At 41.2% G+C, this 22550-nt stretch carries 19 protein-coding genes and 1 riboswitch; of the genes, 8 read left to right on the forward strand and 11 right to left on the reverse strand.

Going from position 1 to position 22550, the window contains the following annotated elements:
- Nucleotides 1-81: 81 nt before the first annotated feature.
- The 4 genes from metH to ku form a co-directional block, all read right to left on the reverse strand.
- On the reverse strand, nucleotides 82-3531 hold the full coding sequence (metH, locus tag J7I90_RS10895) for a methionine synthase (RefSeq protein ID WP_214771448.1): 3450 nt from the start codon (nucleotides 3529-3531) through the stop codon (nucleotides 82-84).
- Nucleotides 3528-5372 (reverse strand): bifunctional homocysteine S-methyltransferase/methylenetetrahydrofolate reductase, encoded by a 1845-nt coding sequence (locus J7I90_RS10900; RefSeq protein WP_214771450.1) that lies wholly within the window; start codon nucleotides 5370-5372, stop codon nucleotides 3528-3530. Before J7I90_RS10900 ends, metH begins: the two co-directional genes overlap by 4 nt.
- Nucleotides 5373-5475: 103 nt before the next feature.
- Nucleotides 5476-5574: riboswitch (SAM riboswitch) on the reverse strand.
- 111 nt (nucleotides 5575-5685) lie between these two features.
- Entirely contained in the window at nucleotides 5686-6336 is a 651-nt protein-coding gene (locus J7I90_RS10905; protein ID WP_214771452.1) for an MOSC domain-containing protein, read from the reverse strand.
- A gap of 484 nt (nucleotides 6337-6820) precedes the next feature.
- A complete protein-coding gene (gene ku, locus J7I90_RS10910) occupies nucleotides 6821-7663 on the reverse strand; it encodes a non-homologous end joining protein Ku (RefSeq protein WP_214771455.1) in 843 nt (280 codons plus the stop codon).
- Nucleotides 7664-7812: 149 nt separating this feature from the next.
- Between ku and ligD the strand changes: the two genes are divergently transcribed.
- Nucleotides 7813-9660 (forward strand): DNA ligase D, encoded by a 1848-nt coding sequence (ligD, locus tag J7I90_RS10915; RefSeq protein ID WP_214771457.1) that lies wholly within the window; start codon nucleotides 7813-7815, stop codon nucleotides 9658-9660.
- A gap of 396 nt (nucleotides 9661-10056) precedes the next feature.
- On the opposite strand, the gene dapF is transcribed toward ligD, so the two are convergent.
- From dapF to J7I90_RS10940, 5 genes are all read right to left on the reverse strand, one after another.
- Nucleotides 10057-11043, reverse strand: coding sequence for a diaminopimelate epimerase (dapF, locus tag J7I90_RS10920; RefSeq protein ID WP_214771460.1), 987 nt, complete (start codon nucleotides 11041-11043; stop codon nucleotides 10057-10059).
- A 183-nt stretch (nucleotides 11044-11226) separates the two neighbouring features.
- A complete protein-coding gene (locus tag J7I90_RS10925; protein ID WP_214771462.1) occupies nucleotides 11227-12528 on the reverse strand; it encodes an NCS2 family permease in 1302 nt (433 codons plus the stop codon).
- Between the two features lie 156 nt (nucleotides 12529-12684).
- Complete coding sequence (locus J7I90_RS10930; RefSeq protein WP_096337423.1) at nucleotides 12685-13257, reverse strand: beta-class carbonic anhydrase; 573 nt, start codon at nucleotides 13255-13257, stop codon at nucleotides 12685-12687.
- Between the two features lie 89 nt (nucleotides 13258-13346).
- On the reverse strand, nucleotides 13347-14141 hold the full coding sequence (locus J7I90_RS10935) for a hypothetical protein (RefSeq protein ID WP_214771464.1): 795 nt from the start codon (nucleotides 14139-14141) through the stop codon (nucleotides 13347-13349).
- Between the two features lie 501 nt (nucleotides 14142-14642).
- Entirely contained in the window at nucleotides 14643-14963 is a 321-nt protein-coding gene (locus J7I90_RS10940) for a DUF4870 domain-containing protein (protein ID WP_034311189.1), read from the reverse strand.
- Between the two features lie 208 nt (nucleotides 14964-15171).
- Between J7I90_RS10940 and J7I90_RS10945 the strand changes: the two genes are divergently transcribed.
- From J7I90_RS10945 to J7I90_RS10960, 4 genes are all read left to right on the forward strand, one after another.
- On the forward strand, nucleotides 15172-15951 hold the full coding sequence (locus J7I90_RS10945) for an undecaprenyl-diphosphate phosphatase (protein WP_214771497.1): 780 nt from the start codon (nucleotides 15172-15174) through the stop codon (nucleotides 15949-15951).
- Nucleotides 15952-16284: 333 nt separating this feature from the next.
- Complete coding sequence (locus J7I90_RS10950; protein WP_214771466.1) at nucleotides 16285-16839, forward strand: GNAT family N-acetyltransferase; 555 nt, start codon at nucleotides 16285-16287, stop codon at nucleotides 16837-16839.
- A gap of 206 nt (nucleotides 16840-17045) precedes the next feature.
- Nucleotides 17046-17438, forward strand: coding sequence for a CidA/LrgA family protein (locus J7I90_RS10955; protein ID WP_214771468.1), 393 nt, complete (start codon nucleotides 17046-17048; stop codon nucleotides 17436-17438).
- Entirely contained in the window at nucleotides 17413-18096 is a 684-nt protein-coding gene (locus J7I90_RS10960) for an LrgB family protein (protein ID WP_214771472.1), read from the forward strand. The genes J7I90_RS10955 and J7I90_RS10960 overlap by 26 nt, the downstream gene beginning before the upstream one ends.
- A 41-nt stretch (nucleotides 18097-18137) precedes the next feature.
- Here the strand turns inward: J7I90_RS10960 and J7I90_RS10965 are convergent, their stop codons facing one another.
- On the reverse strand, nucleotides 18138-18281 hold the full coding sequence (locus J7I90_RS10965) for a DUF2639 domain-containing protein (RefSeq protein ID WP_072273150.1): 144 nt from the start codon (nucleotides 18279-18281) through the stop codon (nucleotides 18138-18140).
- Between the two features lie 51 nt (nucleotides 18282-18332).
- Nucleotides 18333-19421, reverse strand: coding sequence for an undecaprenyldiphospho-muramoylpentapeptide beta-N-acetylglucosaminyltransferase (locus tag J7I90_RS10970; RefSeq protein WP_311315269.1), 1089 nt, complete (start codon nucleotides 19419-19421; stop codon nucleotides 18333-18335).
- A gap of 192 nt (nucleotides 19422-19613) precedes the next feature.
- Here J7I90_RS10970 and J7I90_RS10975 point away from each other — a divergent pair, with 192 nt between their 5' ends.
- The 3 genes from J7I90_RS10975 to J7I90_RS10985 form a co-directional block, all read left to right on the forward strand.
- Nucleotides 19614-20726, forward strand: a complete 1113-nt coding sequence (locus J7I90_RS10975; RefSeq protein ID WP_251025225.1) for a mechanosensitive ion channel family protein — start codon at nucleotides 19614-19616, stop codon at nucleotides 20724-20726.
- A 129-nt stretch (nucleotides 20727-20855) separates the two neighbouring features.
- Nucleotides 20856-22211, forward strand: coding sequence for an MATE family efflux transporter (locus J7I90_RS10980; RefSeq protein ID WP_214771478.1), 1356 nt, complete (start codon nucleotides 20856-20858; stop codon nucleotides 22209-22211).
- A gap of 109 nt (nucleotides 22212-22320) precedes the next feature.
- The coding region (locus J7I90_RS10985; RefSeq protein ID WP_214771481.1) for a helix-turn-helix domain-containing protein at nucleotides 22321-22550 on the forward strand (230 nt) is incomplete at its 3' end.

Here is a 22550-nt window from a genome sequence, read left to right on the forward strand (position 1 = left end):
GACCATTAAGGTGTACCAGTTAAGGGGTTTCATGCGCAATAAGGCAGCGGTAAAAAATACCGCTGCCTTTATTAAATGAAGTTATCGATCGACATTAAAGTAACGAGCTTCAGGATGTGCAAAAACAATGGCGGAAACGGAAGCCTCTGGTTCCATCATGCATCCTTCAGTCAATTCCACGCCAATATCTTGAGGTTGCAACAGGCGGAATAGCTTCTCCTGGTCTTCCAGATTAGGACAAGCAGGATAACCAAATGAAAACCTTTGCCCGGTGTACTTAGCTGCAAATCGCTCTTTCATGGACATATCAATCGGATCGCTTATACCTAAATCATCCCGCATTAATTGATGAATTCTTTCCGCGAACCCTTCAGCTGTTTCGAGAGCAAGTGATTGAAGGGCGTGATTTTTCAAGAAATCACCTTCAAGCTTCAGTTTTTCTGCCCATTTTCTGATTCCTTTTCCGGCAGTGACCAGGAAGAAACCAACATAATCCATTTGCCCGGAGGAGATCGGTTTTGCGAAGTCCGCTAAACAAAGATGCGGATTCGTATCTTGCCGGGGGAATTCGAAAGTTTCCAAAACCTCCTGATGATTGTCCGGGTTGTATATAAATAGCTTATCTCCTTCGCTTTGAGCAGGGAAAAATTGATAAACTCCGTTCAAACCATATTCCGGTTCCGCCTTTAGGAATTCGATCAATTCGTCAACGAGATCATTGAGCTGCACTGCTTTTTCATTCCCTTGTTTAAGCAATTCGGAAACTTTGCCTTTTAACCCCAAATGATGACCAATCAGCATTTGCCTATTTATATATGGTTGGACGACATCCAATGGATAGTTTTTCAGGACGTGACGTTTGATGTCACGCGGTGTTTGAACAGGAACATCGCTTAAAGGAGCCGCTGTGGACTGCTTACGAACAGGTTTCTCCAAAGTGGCAGCAATGGCGGCATTCGCTTTCGATCTTTCTCGTTTCTCGACCAACTCTTCCAAGTACACCACTTTTTTGTCGGCGTCATGTAAAATATTCGTTACCGCCAAACCATCCATCGCATCTTTGGAATATAAAACCGGCCCTTCATATTCAGGTGAAATTTTAAAATCGGTGAATTTACGGGATAATGCTGCCCCTCCAACTAAAATTGGGGTATCTATTCCCGCCTGCCTTAAATCCTGTGCGGTTAAAACCATTTGCTGTGCAGATTTGACAAGTAACCCAGATAGGCCAATGATGGTTGGCTCATGTTTACGAACCTCTTCAATGATTTGTTGCGGTGCGACCTTTATTCCCAAATCAATGACTTCATAGCCGTTATTGGAAAGGATGATATCCACTAGGTTTTTCCCGATATCATGCACATCTCCCTTGACGGTCGCCAACAGGATTTTCCCTTTCTTAGCACTATCTTCAGAGTTTTCCATAAGTGGTTCAAGGTGAGCTACAGCCGCCTTCATCGCTTCAGCACTCTGAAGCACCTCTGCGACAATAAGTTGGTTGTCATTGAACAGCCGCCCCACTTCACTCATCCCATCCATCAATGGGCCATTGATGATTTCCAATGGGGTATCACCGCGCTCTATAGCTTCATTTAAATCTTTAATCAATCCTTCTTTCGTTCCTTCGATAATATAGTTACCAAGACGTTCGTCCAATGGCAGGATCACACCATTATCCTTCTTTTCCGCTTTTTTTCCACGATAAAATTCGGTGAAAATCGCTAAAGTTTCAGTTGAAGTCTCAAACAGGAGTGCCTCAGCCAGTTTCACTTCCTCTTCCGGTATCAAGGCGAAACGTTCAAGTTTTTCTGTATTCACGATAGCATAATCGAGACCCGCTTTTGTACAATGGTAAAGGAAAACGGCATTTAATATTTCCCTTCCCCTCGCCGGCAGACCGAAAGAAACGTTGGAAATCCCAAGTATCGTTAGGCATTCCGGAAACTTTTCTTTAATAGCCTTTATTCCATTCACCGTCTCCAATGCAGATCCAATATATTGTTCATCCCCTGTGCCTACAGGAAAAACCAGCGGATCAAAAATGATGTCATTTTTGTTTAGACCGTACTTATTAACGAGCAAATCCACAGACCGTGAAGCCACTTCCAATTTCCGTTCCGCATCAACGGCCATCCCAATTTCATCAATGGTTCCTACGACAACTGCAGCACCATATTGATGGATTAAGGGTACTATTTTTTCAAAGCGCTCTTCACCATCTTCAAGGTTTATGGAATTTATGATCGATTTTCCTTGTGAATGTTTTAATGCTTGTTCAAGTACGACTTCATCCGTAGTGTCGATGACCAATGGGACTTTCACTTTTTTGACGACTTCTTCTACAAATTCCTTCATGTCGCCAAGCTCATCCCCATCAGGATCAGCAAGACAGATATCAATGACATGAGCACCTTTTTTTACCTGGTTACGCGCAATTTCGGCAGCTGGCTCGTAATGCTTTCCACGTATCAGCTCCTTGAATTTTCGGGAACCGATAACATTCGTTCTCTCCCCTACGAATAAAGGACGCATTGAATCATCATAAATTAGCGGCTCTATCCCTGATACGGCATGACCATGGGCAGTTTCCGTAATTGTACGGGGCTTCATGCCTTCGAGTACCCTGGAAAGTTCTTTAATATGTTCTGGTGTCGTACCACAACATCCGCCAATGATATTGACCCATCCCTTTTCGGCAAATTGCTTCATTTTCTCTGCCAGGGAAGTAGGTGATTCATGATAGTGGCCTTCTTCATCAGGGAGCCCGGCATTCGGATAACAGCTGATGGCGCTATTTGATATATCTGCAAGTGTCCTGATATGATCTATCATGAATTCCGGCCCTGTTGCACAATTAAGGCCGACAGCTACTGGCTTCATATGTTCAACCGATAAATAAAAAGCTTCTATGGACTGGCCGGCAAGTGTCGTGCCCATCGGTTCGATTGTTCCTGATATGATGACTGGCACATCTTTTCCCGTTTTAGCGAATGCTGCTTTGATTCCAGAAAAGGCTGCCTTGACATTAAGCATATCCTGACAGGTTTCCACCAACAGCAAGTCTACCCCGCCATCCAAGAGACCCAGTGCCTGTTCTTCATAAGAATTTGTTAAAACATCAAAAGTCGTTCCGCCCGTTACGGAAAGCGTTTTTGTAGTGGGGCCCATCGAGCCAGCTACATATCTTGGCCATTCATCATTGGAATACTGTTCACAAGCTTTAACGGCAAGCTCTGCCGAAATTTTATTTAACTTGTAGGCAATCGTACTTATTTGATATTCCTCAAGGACGATGCTGGTCGCTCCAAAGGTATTGGTTTCTATGATATCTGCGCCCGCCGCTAAATATTTTTCATGAATGGATTGGATGATTTCCGGTTGCGTCAGTGATAGATATTCATTGCAGCCCTCGAATTGTTCCCCGCCAAAATCGTCTGCTGTCAAATTCTCCGCTTGAAGCATCGTTCCCATCGCTCCGTCAAGAAGGAGAATCTTAGAATTCAACTGATCTTGAATCGCTTTTTTATTCATGTGCTTTCCACCTCTGATGTCTGTTTACTATCGACTTTTCTAATATATTTCGTAAGTTCAGCCGTCATTTCATAGCGAAGGAACGGAGTGATTAAATAAATCCCCTTGAACTTCTCCCTTGCCGCGTCCACCAGTTCCCGCGCGATATTCACCCCTTCAATCCTTGACTTTACAGGGTCATCCCCCGCTAAAGCCATAGCCCTTCTAACATTATCAGGCAATTTGATGCCTGGGATCTCATTGTGGATGAATTCGGCGTTCCGAGTGCTTGTCAACGGCATGATACCGATGAAAATCGGGGTTTCCAAATGTTTTGTAGCTTCATGTACTTCTTCGATCTGCTCCACGGAATAAATCGGCTGCGTCAAAAAGGATTGTGCACCGCAGGCAATCTTCTTTTCCATCCTCAGTACGGCTTTATCCAGATATTTCACATTGGGATTAAAAGCTGCCGCAATTTTAAAATTTGCCCGCTGGCCCAAGCTTTGACCGGAATAGGAAAGACCTTCATTAAATTGTTTGACCATACTTATCAGGTCAAAGGAAGATAAATCATAAACCGAAGTGGCACCCGGGAAGTCCCCTATTTTTGAAGGGTCTCCGGTGATGATCAATAATTCGTTCAACCCCACCGTCTGCAGACCCATTAAATGGGACTGCAGTCCGATCAAATTTCGATCACGGCATGTTATATGCACCATCGGCTTTATATTCAATTGGTTCTTCAGTAAATTAGCCAGTGCATCATTCGATATCCTCGGTGAGGCAAGTGAATTATCCGCTAATGTGATGGAATCGACCCCTGCTTTTTTCAAAACCTCAGCACCAATCATGAAGCTCTCTATTCCCAACTTTTTCGGTGGATCGAGCTCAACAAGAATCGTCCTTTCCGTTTTGGCCTTTTCGTACAGGGGAAGTTCCAATTCTCTAACGCTCACTTCAATTTTTTCTATTTCGCGGGATTTCGTAAATTTATATTTTACTGGAACCAAACTTCCAACCGCATTCTTTACAGCTTGAATGTGCAGTGGAGTCGTTCCACAGCACCCTCCTATGATTGCGGCACCTTGCTTGCGAAGTTCCAGGGCACTGGAACCGAAATATTCCGGCACAGCTTTATAGACGAGCCTTCCATCGACATAATCCGGCAGGCTGGCATTAGGGTATATGGCAATCGCTGCTTGCTTTGGCAAACTCACTTCTTCCAAGGCCCGAATCATATGATGTGGTCCGAGGCGGCAATTCACACCAACCACATCGGCACCCAATTGCTCAAGTTTTTGAAAGGCTTCATTTAAATGGATTCCATTTTGAAGATTCCCCAGTTCATGCATCGAGACATTTGCGATGATCGGCAGTCCAGTTTCATTTTTAACGATTTGCAGGACGGTTTCCAGTTCTTCCAGGTCATAAAATGTTTCCAGGAGAATCCCATCAGGATTTTCCATCAACAGACTGTATAGCTGTTCACGAAAACCCCGTTTTATCTCTTCTATGCTTAAATCCGATTTCCTGATACTTCTCTGTGCCCCTATGGTACCGAAGACGTATGCCTTTCCTTTTGCGGCTTTTTTAGCAAGAATGACTCCCTGGCGATTGATTCTGCTCACTTCATCTTCAAGTCCATACCGCTTCAATTTATTGAAATTGGCTCCGTATGTATTCGATTGAAGGATATCTGCACCAGCTTCCAGATAGGCTCGATGGATGGACTCTATTTGATCTGGGTTCGTGCAGTTTAACTCCTCATAACATTGATCGATGCCATTAGAGTAAAGCAAGGTCCCCATTGCACCTTCCCCGACCAGCATTCTTTCTTTTAATTCTTTACGAAAATTCATCATTACACCCTCTCTCAAAAACAATCCTGTTTTTGTCGTATTCTATGAGTATGAGAGAAAAGGAAAAAAAACCTTCTCAAAGAAGAAGGTTTTTGAAACATTCTCCTCATCTATCAAGCTCTGCTTGCTGGATTTAGCACCTTTGCCTAAGCTGGTTGCTGAGGTTTCTTCGGGCCAGTCCCTCCACCTCTCTCGATAAGATCCATTTATATAATTTTCATAAGATTTCAAAATTTGATTATATTTAATTTACATTAATAATCTGTCAATTTCAATACCTGATCGACATTTTTTTAACTTTTGCAAAAATCATTCAATCTTTTGCTGCTTGAACCCTCTTTAAGATCCTTTGTTTCCAGTCTTCCGCCAACGGGTCTAGTGCAAGTAAGGCCTTAGCACCTTCTAGCCCATCTCGTTTATGAAGGATGACCTCTGCGGCGTAATGGACAGAAATTTTTTCTTGTAGACGATCTATCAGCACAATCTCGTTTTGTTTATTTATCGTTCCTTCTTGAAGTACTCTTGCAAAATAACCAGTGAAACTCGTTTTCAGCACAAGTTCCAAAAACTTAGGTTCTTGATTGAAGAGGGAAATGGTCGAACAAGGTATCCTCCCTTGGTTAATTTGAACAACCACATCGCCTATTTGATAAATATCACCGATATACGTTGTTTCTTCCCTCATCCCCGCTATCGTTAAATTTTCACCGAATGCAGGGATATCCAGCTTTTTAGAGAATTTTTCATTCCATAATGAATAATGCTCAAATGGGTAAAAGCACAAAGCCCGATCAGGGCCTCCATGGAACTTTTCATTACCGACACCATCACCGGTTATGCCAGCTTTAGTCACTGTCAAATTATCCTGTGCTTGTTTATCCATGGCTGAAAAGATATCGATATTCGAAAAAATTTCATGTTTCGGCTTCCCCGCATGTAGTGATTTGATTTTTCCATTTTCCATTTTGCATCTTCCATTCATATTAAATTTATATCATCCTATATGTATAAATTATACTAAAAATCCATTTTATTCAGTACCTTTTTATATGTATATGAATAGAAAAAGCCATATGATCAGTAAATGGGCGAAATATCATTGATTTCCAGAAAAATTCATAGGTTAGTTTCAGTAATTTAGTTGCTATTTCAGAATTAAATATGGTAGAATATGAACACAATATATAGTCGAAAACTACAACCGTTCGCCTATATGTTGATTTTCACGATTGAATTCCTCATTGTCGCTCTTTAGGGAGCGAATTTTTTTTGCTTTCATTAATATCCACTAATTCCCTGTAATTCCATGCAGTTTCTTGCATCGTGATCGACCTACCTATTTATACCTTCCTGCCCTCCTTATCAAGTCCCTTTCATTTCCTTATAAAAAGCCTGATTAACAAGCAGAAAGCCGAGCGACATCATGCGTCTTCCGCTCAGCTTCCTGTTTACGCTTGTTTCTTTTTTTTCGGTGCCGCTTTCTTTCGGGTCGTCTTTTTCTTTTCCGGTTCATCATGTTTGGTACGGTCTATGGACGCCTGTAATGCCTCCATTAAATCGGTTACATTGTTGGAAACTGGTTCTTTTGTTTTCGCTGTAATCGTCGTCTGTCCCGTTTTCTTTGATTCAATCAATTCTAGTAACGCGGTTCGATAGTCATCGGTGTATTTTGTCGGATCGAAAGTAGTCGTTAATTGATCTATCAATAATACGGCAGTATCGATTTCCTTTTTTACAATGGTATCATTGGCAGGGATATTCGGAACATCCGCTGTCGAGCGGACTTCATCCGGATAATGAATCGTTTCCATAACTAAGGTATTATCAACGACTCGGATTACCGCCAATTGTTCTTTGGAGCGAATGATGATTTTTGCCAACCCAACCTTATTCGATTCTTTTAGGGCCTGCCTTAAAAGGGAATAAGCTTTTATCCCCCCGTCATTTGGGGACATGTAATAACTCCGGTTAAAATAAATGGGATCTATTTCTTCAATTTTAACGAAATCCACGATTTCCACGGCTTTTTCTTCGTTTTGTTTTTTCAGTTGTTCTAGTTCATGGTCTTCCAATACAACAAACTTTCCCTTTGTATACTCAAAAGCGCGGACTATATCATCCTTTCCCACTTCTTTCTCGCATACAGGACAAACCTTCTCGTATTTAATCGGTGTATGACATTCCTTATGCAACGTCCTTAAAGATATATCCTTGTCCTCCGTTGCAGCATGAAGTTTGATCGGAATGTTCACCAAACCGAATGATATGCTCCCCTTCCACATCGTATGCATATTCGTCACCTCATAACTTTTTTTGATGAGAAGAACAAGTTTATTATTCCCCTATGTTCAAAAAAAACCGAAAAAACAATTGCCAACTCTAACACTTCGTTTTTTTGGCAAAATAATGGTATCAATTATTTGCGGAGGTAAATACAAAAATGAAACCGATGCTGCCTACCTATTACCCTGAAGCCCCCAACTCCAAGGATTGGCGTTATGAAGTCAAATATGATGGCTTTAGGGCTATTTTAACGATAGACTCCGACACCATAAGCATTTCGAGTCGAAATGAAAAGGAATTATCACCTCAATTCCCAGAAATCATTGCTTACATCAAAGACCTGGACCTGGAAGATTATCTCCCGCTTCAGTTAGATGGAGAATTGGTCTGGCTTACGAATCAGGCGAAAGCGGACTTTTTTCAAATACAGTGGCGAGGACGGCTTGGGAAACAATCCTTAATTTCAGATAATGCCCGTTTTTCCCCATGTCGGTTTATAGCGTTTGACCTGCTTCGCATCAGCGGAAAAGCCGTAGCAGATAAACCTATGGTGAAACGAAGGGAATTGATGTTGAATATGGGGGAAAAACTCGGTCTTCCTATGCCTCCTGATCCCAACGATAAGGCTTTGATACAATTAATAGAGAGTTTTGACGTTTTGGATATTGCCTTGAATAAGGTCACCTTGTTAGACGGCGAAGGGATTGTCGCCAAGGAAACTCGGGGGGCTTGGCAAGAAGGAAAAAGAACAACATCTTGGATTAAGGTGAAAAATTGGAAGACCGTTTCTTGTTTCATCACAGCATTGCACAAAGAAAATGGCTACATTTCCCTCGCAGTTTTCAAAGAAGGTGCCGTAACGAAAATCGGGAGTGTCAAAAATGGTCTGAGTGCTCGAGATAAAAGTATATTGCATCAATTGATCAAGCAAAATGCATCAGATGAAGACGCACAATTTTTTTATATCCATCCATCCATTTGCATTGAAGTTCAATTCTTGCACGTATATGAGGAAAATGAATTGCGTGAACCTCAGTTTTCGCAGTGGCTTTTACAAACTTCTCCCGACGAATGTACCTGGGAGAAATTCGTGCTAGGGCAATATACATTTCCAGATACTGTACAAATAACTTCCAGGGATAAACCGCTTTGGAAAACAGAAGGTAAACAGGTGGTAAAAGTAGAATACCTTCATTATTTACGGGAGGTTTCAGCTTTCTTCTTACCCTTCTTGAAGGATAAGCTCCTTACAACGATCCGCTATCCTCATGGAACTTTAGATAAAGAAAGATTTTTCCAAAAAAACAAACCTGATTATGCGCCGGACTTTATTAAAACGTTCATTGATGAGGATATCGAGTATATGCTGTGTAACGACATTGAAACTCTCCTTTGGTTTGGTAATCAACTTGCATTGGAATTTCATGCCCCATTTCAGAAAGCCGGTAAAACAAGACCCGACGAAATCGTCCTGGACTTGGATCCTCCTTCCATCGAATATTTCTCCTTTGCGGTAAAGGCTGCACAGGAAATAAAAAAGGTGATGGAATCATTAAGGATTAAAGCTTTTGTAAAAACTTCAGGTAACAAAGGACTGCAGATTCACATCCCTCTACCTGAAAACAGATTTACTTATCAGGAGACACGCATATTCACTGATTTTCTAGGTGATTATTTAACAAGTTCCAATCCGAATGATTTTACAACGGAAAGAATGAAAATAAATCGGCATAATCGACTTTACTTGGACTTTGTGCAGCATAGTGAAGGAAAAACCATCATACTTCCTTATTCCCCACGGGGTAATTCTTTCGCTGGTGTGGCTACACCTTTGTTTTGGGAGGAAGTGAACGAAAGTCTCCAGTTAAAGGACTATACGATTGAAACCATACCAAACAGAATAAAAAGGGACGGGTGTGCGTTTATGGATTACCGACTGGTAGATAATGGGCCAGCCTTTTTGGAAGTATTGTCGTTCCTAAAACAAAAAAAGACCAATAACTGATTGGTAAGATGGAAAGTTGCTCTAGAAAATCGCTTTCCGCTGGCGGTCTGGGAGCCTCCTCGGCGCTTTCCTGCGGGGTCTCCCTTGGCCACGTTTTCCCGCAGGAGTCTCGTACCTTACGTTCCAATCAACTGGGACTTTCTTAAAGAAAAACTCTAGGCTAGTCTCATCCCGATTAGTGTTTAAGACTAGGTTACCTTCATGTTTTTTACTATAATCTTTAATGGATTGAAGAAATTTCCGACACACATACCGAATAACTGGCTAGCCGAGGAGGCTTAGCAGACAATCGGCAAAAAGCGAGCGGATCTCTGAAATTAACGGCAACTTTTTTTAAATAACAAAACTGCAGGAAAACTCGTTTTTTTCGAGTTCGCCTGCAGTTTAAAAATTTCATTATAATTTTGTTCTCAAATAACTTTGCACTTCATCCTGCAGCTTGGCATATAAGCTTGTTTCCAATTCAAAATCTTCTTTTTCAAGCATTTCAAATTTTTCAGGCTGATCTAAGTCTATTTCAATCGATACTTTGAATTCATAGGTTGCATTCCCGATTAAATCAATTGAATACGTTTGGCTTTCTACATCTTGGTGGACCACGCATTTAACTTTTCCACCGTTATTGTAGACAGATATTTCACTTTCCAACGCGTTTAACCCAACAGAGCATGTTACTAGGCTAGAAGCCGACATCGCCGTTCCACATGCATTCGTGAAGCCTACTCCACGTTCGAATGTCCGCACATAAATGCTCCCTAGCTCCAACTCTTTCACAAAGCTGACATTGACACCATCAGGGAAAAGCTCATTCGGTTGATTGACCTTTGTTGAAAGTTTTTCCTGCAAATCACTTTGTAAAACATCACTATCCACAAGTGAGATCAAATGTGGATTAGGAACCGCTAATGCCGAAAATAAAAGGGTATCATGCAGTTCCGGCAATGTTTCGTTTTGCAGCTGTTCTTTAGCCAATACAAGGGGTAGATCCCTAACATTAAAACTTACCGGGGAAATTTCCACCTTGAAAGTCGGAATCCCCTCATAAATATCTTCCGTTTTTTCGACTAGTAAATTCGCCTTCATGGTTTCCACGATCATTTTATCGAGCCCAAGAACGTCATTCGCGTAACGAGCCACACAGCGAAGCCCATTGCCGCACATCGAGGCTTCCGATCCATCCGCATTAAAGACACGCATCCGGCAATCAGCATGTTCACTTTTCATTACGAACAAAATACCATCCGCTCCTAGCCTCTCCCTATTGCATAGGGCCTTCGCGAAATTTTTCCGCTCTTCTTCAGTAAACGTCAGGGTCGTTGTCAATTCATCAATGATCAAGAAATCATTTCCTGAACCATGGCTTTTTAAACCTTCAATAATCATCCTGTCACATCCTCTAATATGCTGCTTGTCATTTATCATTTTTTTAATATTCTATATCATAGCATTTTCATGATGGGTGTGTCATTGCGTAAATCATAATAACTCCATTTTTTTGGCGAAAAACCCAATAAGAAAAGCGGTTGGAATAAGAATTAACTCATACCAACCGCTCCTTTAGAATTATTAACCGATCATACCGATTATGAAATAGACGATAAACATTCCGGCACTCACATACATCGGGGCTGACACATCTCTCGCTTTTCCGGTTACAAGCTTCAAGAACGGGTACAGGATGAAACCGAATGCCATTCCATCGGCAATACTGTAAGTGAAAGGAATGATCGTAATGATCATGATTGCAGGTATGCTCTCGGTTAAATCGCTGAAATCCAGCTTTTTTATATTTCCGAGCATCAAAATGCCAATGATAATTAATATAGGGGCTATGGCGCTATCAGGGATCACTTTAATCACCGGTATGAATAACAGTGATAGCATGAATAGCACGCCCGTCACCACTGAAGTAAAACCTGTCCTGCCCCCTGATGCGATTCCTGCTGCCGTTTCAACTGTAGCAACAGTAGGACTCGAACCGAATAAGCCTGAAAACAGAACGGATACACTAGTCGCCTGCAGCGACTTTTTATAGGCATCCTGGCGGTTTATGCTGTCTACATGCCCGTGAACAAGACCAATATTTTCAAAAACAAGAACCATCGTCATCGCAAATACACTTATCCAGAATTCAATCCGGTTCGCTTCCAAGAACGACAATGAAAAGAAGAGATCGCCGTAGGAAGCTGTGTTAATGCCTGAAAAATGGATTTCCGATAGTTGAACCGTCCCGAACCAATAGGCAATGAGGCTGCCTGCCAGGATGGTTATCATGAAATTACCGGGGACATTCTTGATGAACAGCGTGATTGCCAGTAAAAAGGTCAACACCGTTGCAAACACCGCCGGATCGCTTAAATCTCCCAGTGCGACGATTGATGATGAACCTCTTGTGATTATCCCGCCCTTTTCAAGTCCGATCAGCATCAAGAATAAGCCAAGACCAACAGATATGGCTTCTTTTATCGAACTTGGAATCGAATCACTGATGATCTTGGAGTATTTTGTAAAAGCGATGATTACAAAAATTACCCCTGAGATAAACACAGCACCAAGAGCCGATTGCCATGATAGATCCATTCCTTGAACCATGGTATAAGCAAATAGGGCATTGACGCCCATTCCTGGAACGAGAAGGATTGGGACATTCGCCCAAACTCCTATCATGACACAGCTTAAAGCAGATAAAAGAATCGTGGCGATCACTGCACCATTAATCGGTATGCCCGCTTCCGATAAAATCAGGGAATTCACGATGAGAATATAGACTATCGTAAAATAGCCGACCACTCCAGCAAGGATTTCACGTTTTCCATTCGTACCATAGTCGGAAAAATGAAAAAACGTCTCCAAGTTTAATTTCTTCATGTTGTATCCTTATTAAATTTATCCCTCACCCACCCGTTTGTATTAGTGACAAACTACACTTGGCGATTTTAACAAAAAAAAGGATAAAAATAAATAGCAATGATAAAAATTTGAAAAAAACTGTCGGAAATGTTCCCGACAGCCTTGATGAATATATTATTTTTGTTCTTGCGAATACCCATCGACTACCAATTCCAGCTTCCCTGTATCAGGCGAAATGATTAGACCATGCACAGGAATATTTTTAGGAATCAATGGATGTCCTTTAATCACTTCGACGCTATTCTTACAACTTTCATAAACATCATCAAATCCGCGAAGCCAACTGCGGATATCGATTCCTGCAGCTCCCAGTGTATCGATGGTGCTCTTTGGTATATCACGTTCGATCATCTTGTCCATTACAGAATCGGCATCGACTGATGCCATCCCGCAGTCATGGTGAGGTATGACCAATACTTCATCTGCCTTTAGCTCATAAATAGCAACAAGGATACTCCGCATGACACTTCCGAATGGGTGGGAGACGATTGCCCCTGCTGTCTTCAGGATTTTGATATCGCCATTTTTGACATTCATGGATTTTGGCAAAAGCTCAACGAGACGAGTGTCCATACAGCTTATGATGACCATACGTTTCTCAGGAAACTTGTCGGTTCTATACTTAACATATTCACCTTTTTCTACAAATTGTTCATTGTAATCAAGAATCTCATTAAGTAAACTCATAATTTACCACCTTTTTATTATGTATTTAATCTATGTATCTCCTTTTATTATATCAAATAATTAAAAGATTTGCTAAAGGGGAACCGTAGTCAATTTGAACGATGATTCAGCGTGGCTGCACAGAACCCAAAAACAATGATTTTAGGAATTTCAGCAACATTCGATGAAAAAGAAAGTATGGGTGTATTAGACTTGAATCGTTTCCCCCACTCCAAAGGCATCCAGCCTTCTTGGTATGAAGCGATCTTTTCCCCGTCTTTTGTGGCTATCTCGAAAGAATTCACACTTCCCGGCGTTTCAATTGGCATCCATTCCGTACCATCTTCCTTATAGATCATTCCATTTACCTTCACGAATGACCGATTTTCTTGATACGATCCAATAATGCCGCCCTGATCATCCAGGATCGTCATTTTATTGAAAAGCCCCCTTTTGATATCGTACTTAGCCAGCAAACGCCCCTCATGGTCCACCAGTTCATATCGCTTGGCCAATAGCATCGACAAGAAATTGGGAATCATCCACATGAACCACTTCATATTCAAATCACGTACCTCGCCCATTAGTGACCCATCCGGCGCAAAGAGAAGCAGTCGCAAAGTCGGTGCTGGCATAAAAGTCAATAAAACGTGTTCATTTTTTAATAACCCGGCATTCGTCCCGATGTGTTCATCAGGCAATTCCTTCATTCTATTTTCATATATACGATGACTGACAAATTGAGCAATGCTAAAGAAAATAAAAGGAGACGTTATCAATAATATATTGCCCGGAATCATTGCGAAAATATGGCAAATGAAAAAAACAACGGCCAAAAGAAGAGATACCCAAGATGCATGAAAATTAGAATTGCTCGTTTTCTGATAATATTCACGTATATTCATATCGAGCCCTGCTCCTCACTCCTTACAAGAAAGATTACCGCCTTTAGTGCGGCCATTGGTTAGCAGTACCACAATCCGCCCGGCATCCCCTTCCTAAACGTGCATGGAAGTGGTTATCATAATACTTTATTCGCTTTAATGTGATCTATTCCCTTTTTAATGAAGGGCAATTCCCAACACGGTCCAAATAAAAAGGACTTCGCATCGAACGGAATCCTATAATAGAAAAAATGGGGGTCTACCTAATTTATTCTTAACGTTTTTTTATTGTATTCCTTATTGGATTGAAGAAATTTACGACACTCCTGCCGAATTACCGGCTAGCCAAGACACCGCAGCCGCTAGGTGAGGAGGCTTGGCAGGCAGTCGGCGGAAAGGGAGCGGATTCCTGAAATCCACTGGAACGTTTTTCAAATAAAAAACTGCAGGCAAACTCACTTTTCTTCGAGTTTGTCTGCAGTCTCAAAGGACTCCGAATGAACGGAATCCTTTTACATCATTCTATAAGATCCTGAAAATCAACGGGAATCGATAATCCGTTCCTTCATAAGCCCTAACAGCAGCAATGATGGTGAATACGACTAAAGCTATCCCGATTACCGGCAATAGCAAGAATCCAACCAATACTATAGTGAGTATCCCTGCGACTATTGAATATACGGTGTAGGAAATGAAAAAATTCAAGTATTCCCTTCCGTGATAATCCACAAATTGGGACGAGTCCTTCTTCAATAACCAAATCACCAAAGGACCGATAAATGCTGTAAAAAAGCTGATCACATAAATAAGGGCAGCAAACACTCTTTCATCTTTAGTAGGCATAGTGTCTTCTCCTCCTTTCTCATATAAATAATTACGAATCAAATGAAAAATAGTTTCATTTTTCCACTCATTATATTCGAAAGAAGATAAATCTGGACTGCCTTTTCTTGATATGAACAATAAAATACGGACATGTTCATCGGTCTTGAGCATACAGTTTAAATAATGGATTGTCCTATATCTTCTAGAATGGAGTGATGTTTTTTTGCTGAATGAATTTCAAGCCTTCATCCTTGGGATTATTCAAGGCTTGACTGAGTTTTTACCTATTTCAAGCACTGGACATTTATATTTAGGTCGGCATATTTTCCACCTTGACGAGGCCGGCATTTTTCTGGATACCATGCTCCACATCGGAACCTTGCTGGCGTTATTGGTCGTCTATAAGAATGACATAATTGCCATTTTGAAAAATCCTTTCTCCAAAATGACTCTGCTTCTCATAGCTGGGACGATTCCTGCAGTGATTGCCGGCATTTTACTTGGTGATTGGTTTGATGGCCTTTCAAAAACAGGCGTGACCATAGGTTGGGAATTTTTAGCGACCGGACTGATTTTATGGGTAGCCGACGGAGTAAGAAAAGGCGGCAAATCCCTTAATGAAATTTCGATTAAAGACGCGCTGATCATCGGTACTTTCCAAGCTGCTGCTATCATGCCCGCTCTTTCGCGCTCCGGCTTAACGATAGCAGCTGGCCTCTTCTGCAGGCTGGATAGGGCCACTGCAGCCTATTTTTCCTTTTTGCTTTCCATTCCTGCCATTACGGGTGGCATCGTATTTCAGATGAAACCGATTTTTACAGGAGAAGTTGAACGGCTTCCACTCACTGCGCTTTTCGTCGGAACCCTGTCAGCGGCAATCTTTGGTTATATAGCCGTAGTATGGATGATCGATTTCTTAAAAAAGCGTTCACTCAAAATATTCTCCATTTATGTATGGGCCCTTGGCGCAGTCATTTTATTCATGCAATTTACAGGTAAATTTTAAAGAAAAAAGCGGGCGAAAAAAGCAGTTTTTCATGGAAGAATGCAGACGGTTGCCTAAAGATTTCACCCCTCTCGAAAAAGTTGAAATTTGACGAAAAAAAAAGGCAAAAAACCTATTCCCAAACCGTTTTTTTTTTAGTATTATACCTTCGTAAGGTTCTTTAGATTTGCATACTTTCTGACAATAAAAATAGGGAAGGCAAATGGTGCGCCACCGGTTTCCGGTTCTAGTGGGTTCGATTCCCACCCCGAAATTTTTTGATGAACGACTTAAAAAATTTCGAGGGTGGGCAGCGACTACGCATAAGAACTGCCCTCAAACGGAGGGACGGAAATGTTAAAAAAGAGAGATTTCACAGATTGTTTTTCTCTTTATGAACAAATGACGCATCCAGATGTCTTCCCTTTCGTGCGCCATAAGGTAGATTCATATGAAGAATATGTTTTCATTACTAAGCAAACGATTGAAGCCGAAGATGCTGGGCAACTCATTTCACGAACAATCTTGGATGAATGGGAAAATCCCATCGGTTGCATTTCTTTATACGATATTGAAAATGGTGCAGGTTTCTTAGGCACATGGCTTGGCAAGCCTTATCATGGAAAAGGGTATAATGCCATCGCAAAAGACGCTTTCTTCAAAGAGCTTTTTTTCGAGCTAGGTTTGGAAACGGTCTTCATGCGAATTCGCAAAAAAAATATCCGCTCCATAAAAGCCGCAGAAAAGCTTCCCTATGCCATCAATGCCAACGAAACAAGAAAATCCCTTTATGAGCAGATCAATCATGAAGGAGATATCTACGATTTGTATGAAATCCCTAAAGATTTATACACCTTTCATATCCTTAGACAGCATGATGATGACGAACAGCAGTTACTTGAAGCATAGAGCGAAGAACATTTCAATATGGCTTTGTTTATCCTTTCATATAATGGCCGGAGCTTCCATACCTGGAAAGCTCTTTTTTCCAGTTTCACAGGATGTTTAACATTAGATTGCTGCAAATCCCTATTCTTTTTAGGGATATTTTTTTATAATGAATACAATTGACCAATTCAACAATATATTCAAAGCGTCATTGAAAGGACTTAATCATGAAAAAAACATTTGCTTTTATCGTGCAGCTTATCTTCCTGCTCATCATTTGCAAGCTTGGCTATTATTTAGCCAATTTACTTCACTTACCTATACCAGGTAACGTCATCGGCATGATTCTGTTATTCGGTTTATTACAGACGAAGGTCATAAAAGTCGAATGGATTGAACTTACTTCAGGATTTTTGGTAAAGCACCTAGCCTTTTTCTTCATTCCCATTTCAATCAGTTTAATGACCATGGGCTGGCTTTTCATTGAATTCGGTCTGCCTTTGGCACTTACATTGGGAGTCAGCCTGATATTTGGGTTCATCGTTTCAGCCTGGACCGTTCAGAAGCTATCCCATAGAGGAGAGGTTAAACAGCATGACAACGCCCATCACAATATATAGTATCTTGATAACCATCCTTGCCTATTTCATTGGAAGGAAAATATATGCTAAACATCCATCACCTTTTACAACGCCCGTATTTTTCAGTACGGTTACAATTATTCTCGTACTGCTGATCAGCGGTTTGGACTTCGAGGATTATTCACCTGGGAAAGACATCATCACCTATTTCCTGGGACCAGCTACCGTTGCTTTGGCCGTCCCACTTTATAAAAACAGAAAAATAATCGTTAAATATGCAATGCCGGCAATTAGCGGCATGATTTTTGGTCTCCTTGTCACATTGATCATTGCCTTCGCCATCGCTAAAGCATTTTCACTTCCGCCATTCATATTCCAGGGATTGGCAGTTAAATCCATTACAGTGCCCATCGCGGTTGAAATCACGGAACTTTATGGCGGAAATTCCAATATATCCGCTGCCTTCGTCATTTTGACAGGGGTGCTGGGTACGATGATCGCTCCAAAAATGATGGATAAACTAAACATTACGATGCCCTTTGCACGTGGTATCGCCTATGGTACGATCGCTCATGGTCTCGGAACGGCCCAAGCTGCCCAGGAAAGTGAGTTTACCGGGGCTGTCGCAGGTGCGGCTATGGCTATAGCAGGTATCCTTATATCCTGTTTCTTTCCTTTCATAAGTAAATTCCTATAAAAATAACCGCAACGTCAACGACGTTACGGTTATTTTTATGATTATCTTTTTTGCAGATCCTCGTATAAACGCCTTAGAATATAAGTTTTATACAGCTCCAGCTTTCTTTTTTCAATTGGATGGTAGCTAATCCCTGCGGCTTTTAGCTGCTGAATGAACCATCCTTTGGAATATTCATAAGCCATTCTACCCCCTCCTCTGTTCGAAAAGATATGCTGCATGGAGGGGAATGATACTTATTTTTTTGCAGCCATTACTTTAAGCAGTAATTCATACATTTCAGCTGCCGTTTTGAATGGGCGTTTTTGACGCATTTTCTCTTGGTATTCATCCGATTTTTTCAATAAATCCGCTAATGTAGCATTAAAAATCCGATCATTCAGTTCTTCTTCTTGGATGACTTTACAAAAACCCTGTTTTTCAAAACTTGACGCATTCAGGATTTGATCTCCACGGGATGCATTGGCACTTAGAGGGATAAGCAGCATCGGCTTTTGCAAACCAAGGAATTCAAAGATAGAATTTGAACCAGCCCTTGACACAACGACATCAGCAGCCGCCAAAAGATCGAATAATTCTTCGTGCACGTATTCAAAAGGAGCATATCCCCTTTGTTTCAATTCGCTTTTCACATTTCCCTTCCCGCAAATGTGAATAATCTGATAATCCTTTAATAAGGCATCAAGGTTATCTGTAATTAAATTATTGATTTTAACGGCCCCAAGGCTTCCGCCCATTACGAGTAGCACCGGTTTGTTATTCGTGAATCCACAAAATGCTTTACCAGCAGAAGCTTTTCCCGTAAAAATCCCATCGCGCAATACAGCGCCAAGATACATGGCCTTCTCTTTCGGAAGTTCTTTTTCCGTTTCTTGGAAGGTAGTGAATATTTTCGATGCAAGTGGCATCGCGATCTTATTGGCCAGACCAGGCGTATAATCCGATTCATGTATGGCAATCGGAATCCTCAGCATCCTGCCCGCCAAAACGACTGGAACCGAAACGAAACCACCTTTAGAAAAAATGAAATCAGGCTTGGTCTTTTTTAATATTTTTCGTGCATCAAAAATCCCTTTTATGACCCGGAAAGGGTCTTTCATATTTTCAACAGATAGGTAACGTCGGAATTTCCCAACGGAAATCGTTTCATAACGGACCTCGGGAAATTCCGTTTCGATGATATTTTTTTCAATGCCTTTTTTTGAACCAATATAAGTAACATCCCAATCATTCTTTAAAAATTCCGGGATGATTGCTGCATTAACAGATACATGGCCGGCAGAACCGCCTCCGGTAAATACTATTTTCTTAGTCAATATTTCCACCATCCAAACTTAAAAAATCACTTTGCATCCATATTACCATATATCTTCGCCATTAATAACTTGAAAAAGTATTCAGTGAACCAAAATCCCCCATTATGTATGTAATTATCGATTATTTTTCCTTTTTCAGCATGAATATATTATAATCTTAGTATTCTACAATACTACAAGATACAATGGAGGAGTAATACATTGCAAGAAGTTTCTGAATCACTCAATCAATTTGATGGAATCGAAGCCTGGACCAAATTAGGGATTTCCATAGGCATTTTTCTAATCTTCCTTTTGCTTCGGAAAGTATTTACTACATATATATTCAAGTTCTTTCTACGGATTGCAGAAAAACGTAAAGTTGAATTTGCCGCCAACTTAATGCTCGCAATAGAACAGCCGGTAAGATGGCTTATCGTTTTGATTGGGGTTATCATTTCACTGCACTATTTTCCGATCGACTCACCTTCGGCTGAACTCAAATCGAAAATATACAGATCGTTTTTTGTCTTCATATTCTTTTGGACGATTTTCAACATCAGTTCGATCTTAACCATTTTATTTCCGAAATTAGTAAGTAAATTCGGACTTGAAGTCGATCAAATCGTCATGCCGTTCTTTACGAAAATCATAAACATAATCATCATTGCTTTTGGGGCTTCCATAATTGCGGAGGAATGGGGATTTAATGTCGATGGATTTGTTGCAGGGCTTGGTTTGGGTGGATTGGCTTTCGCACTTGCCGCTAAAGATACCGTCAGCAATTTCTTCGGGGGTATCGTCATCGTTACCGAAAAACCTTTTACCATAGGAGATTGGGTCAAAACTCCAAGTGTGGAGGGAACCATTGAAGACATCACATTCCGAAGCACTAAAGTTCGGACTTTTGCCCAAGCTTTAGTTACAGTCCCAAATGCGACCCTTTCGAATGAACCGATCATCAACTGGTCCAAGATGGGCAAAAGACAGATCGCCTTCCATTTGGGTGTCAGTGTCACGACACCAAAAGAAAAATTGGAAAATGTCATTAAAGACATTGAAAGAATGCTTATTGATCACCCTGAAGTACATCCGGAAACGATTTTGGTTAAATTTGATGAGTTCAGTCATTCCGGTTTCAACCTTTACCTATATTTCTTCACGAAAGCCACGGACTTTGGAGGATATTTATCAATCAAAGAAGATGTGAACTTCAAAATAATGGAGATATTGGAACAGGAAGGTGTACAAATTGCCATTCCTTCACAGGCATTCATTCTTCAAAAAGACTCAGATATGGAAGCCATGAATGATTTTGAATCCATGCGCGATTGACAAAAAAGACTTGCCCAAAACGGCAAGTCTTTTTTGCTTCAAATAAAAACTCTTAAAACATCACATGCTTATGTGATATAATTCTTTCATTGTGTTGAAAATTCCAAATATTGATATTGAGGTACCCTGATGAATCAGACTTATACTAAATCACAAAAGATCCGCCTGTTATTTTATATATTGATACCTATCCTGATCACCCAAATCAGCATGTATGCCATGACTTTTTTTGATGTGATGATGTCGGGGCAATACAGCACTCAGGACGTTGCTGGCGTCTCCATCGGCAGTTCGCTATGGACACCCGTGTACACGGGGCTGAGCGGGATATTGATTGCCTTAACACCGGTGGTTTCACAGCTGTTGGGTTCCAGGCAGTCCAAATCCGTTTCCTATTCCGTGATGCAGGCCGTTTATTTAGCTGTGGCTTTAGCCTTGTTCATTTTAATCATTGGAGCTTTTTCTTTGAACCCCGTATTGAATGCCATGGACCTTGAAGATAATGTCCACATGGTGGCTCATGATTATTTGATCGCCCTTTCACTCGGTATCATTCCTTTATTCATTTATAATGCTTTGAGGGCTTTCATCGATGCTCTGGGGCAAACTAGGATTTCCATGATCATCACCTTATGTGCGCTCCCGGTAAACGTCCTTTTTAATTACCTGTTAATATACGGGAAGTTTGGATTCCCTGAACTTGGCGGTGTCGGTTCCGGGTACGCCACTGCGATTACCTATTGGTTAATTGCCCTGGTGGCCATACTGGTCGTGATAAAAATAAACCCATTTTCGACATATCAGGTTTTCACTGAATTTTTCCGGGTTTCCTGGAAAGAATGGAGGGCCTTATTATTGATTGGTGTACCCATCGGGCTCGCTATTTTCTTTGAAACAAGCATTTTTTCGGCTGTCACCCTTTTGATGAGTAAGTATGATACCGTGACGATTGCGTCACATCAGATTGCCATGAATTTTGCGTCACTGCTTTATATGATACCGCTAAGTATATCCATGGCATTGACGATCGTCATTGGATTTGAAATTGGGGCAGCCCGTTATAAAGATGCCAAAGAGTATAGCTGGATTGGCATTTCAATGGCCTTGACGATGTCACTCGTTTTGTCGACCATCCTCTTCCTCTTCCGTGAACCTGTGGCCTCTTTATACACTAAAGATCACGAAGTAATGATGCTGACATCACATTTTTTAATATATGCCATCTTCTTTCAGATATCGGACGCCCTGCAGGCACCTATTCAGGGCATTTTGCGTGGATATAAAGATGTAAATGTCACATTTGCCATGTCACTGGTCTCCTACTGGATTCTCGGGCTTCCAATTGGCTATTTCTTTGCAAAGTTTACGGATATGGGAGCCTTTGGGTATTGGATCGGCTTAATTTCCGGCTTGGCTCTTGGGGCTATAGGCTTGGCTGCTCGCTTACGGTTCATCCAGCAAGTAAAATATAAAAAAATGGCATAAAAAAAGTGGGGCTGGATTACACCGGTGGTATTATCCCCTTCAGGTAGACAGAGAAAAAAGAGAACATGGTAAAATGTTCTTAACTGTCAATCTGGAGGGGATTTTTTGTATGGCAAAGAAGGGGCAAACGTTTCAAGCGTATACAGAAGAATTAAAGAGAGAAGTGGTTCGTCTGAAAGTGGAGGAAGGTTGGTCATATCGCCAGATTCGTGAGCGTTTTGGTATTAAAAGTGATGCACAGATAGCGAGTTGGGTGAAGAAAGTGCAGAATAACGAGTCTTTTGAAGATCAACGTGGTGTATGGAACCGTAAGAATTTTTCTAGTGTCGAAGAGGAAAA

This window comes from Bacillus sp. ISL-57, assembly GCF_018613135.1.
GTDB lineage: Bacteria > Bacillota > Bacilli > Bacillales > DSM-1321 > Peribacillus > Peribacillus frigoritolerans.

Excerpts from the sequence above, each read along its gene's own strand:
- J7I90_RS10905 (WP_214771452.1), bottom strand. The coding sequence starts at position 6,336 with ATGGAAAATGGAAAAATCAAATCACTACATGCGGGGAAGCCGAAACAT.
- J7I90_RS10935 (WP_214771464.1), bottom strand. The coding sequence starts at position 14,141 with ATGAATATACGTGAATATTATCAGAAAACGAGCAATTCTAATTTTCAT.
- J7I90_RS10930 (WP_096337423.1), bottom strand. The coding sequence starts at position 13,257 with ATGAGTTTACTTAATGAGATTCTTGATTACAATGAACAATTTGTAGAA.
- J7I90_RS10950 (WP_214771466.1), top strand. The coding sequence starts at position 16,285 with ATGTTAAAAAAGAGAGATTTCACAGATTGTTTTTCTCTTTATGAACAA.
- J7I90_RS10980 (WP_214771478.1), top strand. The coding sequence starts at position 20,856 with ATGAATCAGACTTATACTAAATCACAAAAGATCCGCCTGTTATTTTAT.
- metH (WP_214771448.1), bottom strand. The coding sequence starts at position 3,531 with ATGAATAAAAAAGCGATTCAAGATCAGTTGAATTCTAAGATTCTCCTT.
- J7I90_RS10940 (WP_034311189.1), bottom strand. The coding sequence starts at position 14,963 with ATGCCTACTAAAGATGAAAGAGTGTTTGCTGCCCTTATTTATGTGATC.
- J7I90_RS10965 (WP_072273150.1), bottom strand. The coding sequence starts at position 18,281 with ATGGCTTATGAATATTCCAAAGGATGGTTCATTCAGCAGCTAAAAGCC.
- J7I90_RS10925 (WP_214771462.1), bottom strand. The coding sequence starts at position 12,528 with ATGAAGAAATTAAACTTGGAGACGTTTTTTCATTTTTCCGACTATGGT.
- dapF (WP_214771460.1), bottom strand. The coding sequence starts at position 11,043 with ATGATTATTGAAGGTTTAAAAAGCCATGGTTCAGGAAATGATTTCTTG.
- J7I90_RS10960 (WP_214771472.1), top strand. The coding sequence starts at position 17,413 with ATGACAACGCCCATCACAATATATAGTATCTTGATAACCATCCTTGCC.
- ligD (WP_214771457.1), top strand. The coding sequence starts at position 7,813 with ATGAAACCGATGCTGCCTACCTATTACCCTGAAGCCCCCAACTCCAAG.
- J7I90_RS10900 (WP_214771450.1), bottom strand. The coding sequence starts at position 5,372 with ATGAATTTTCGTAAAGAATTAAAAGAAAGAATGCTGGTCGGGGAAGGT.
- J7I90_RS10955 (WP_214771468.1), top strand. The coding sequence starts at position 17,046 with ATGAAAAAAACATTTGCTTTTATCGTGCAGCTTATCTTCCTGCTCATC.
- ku (WP_214771455.1), bottom strand. The coding sequence starts at position 7,663 with ATGCATACGATGTGGAAGGGGAGCATATCATTCGGTTTGGTGAACATT.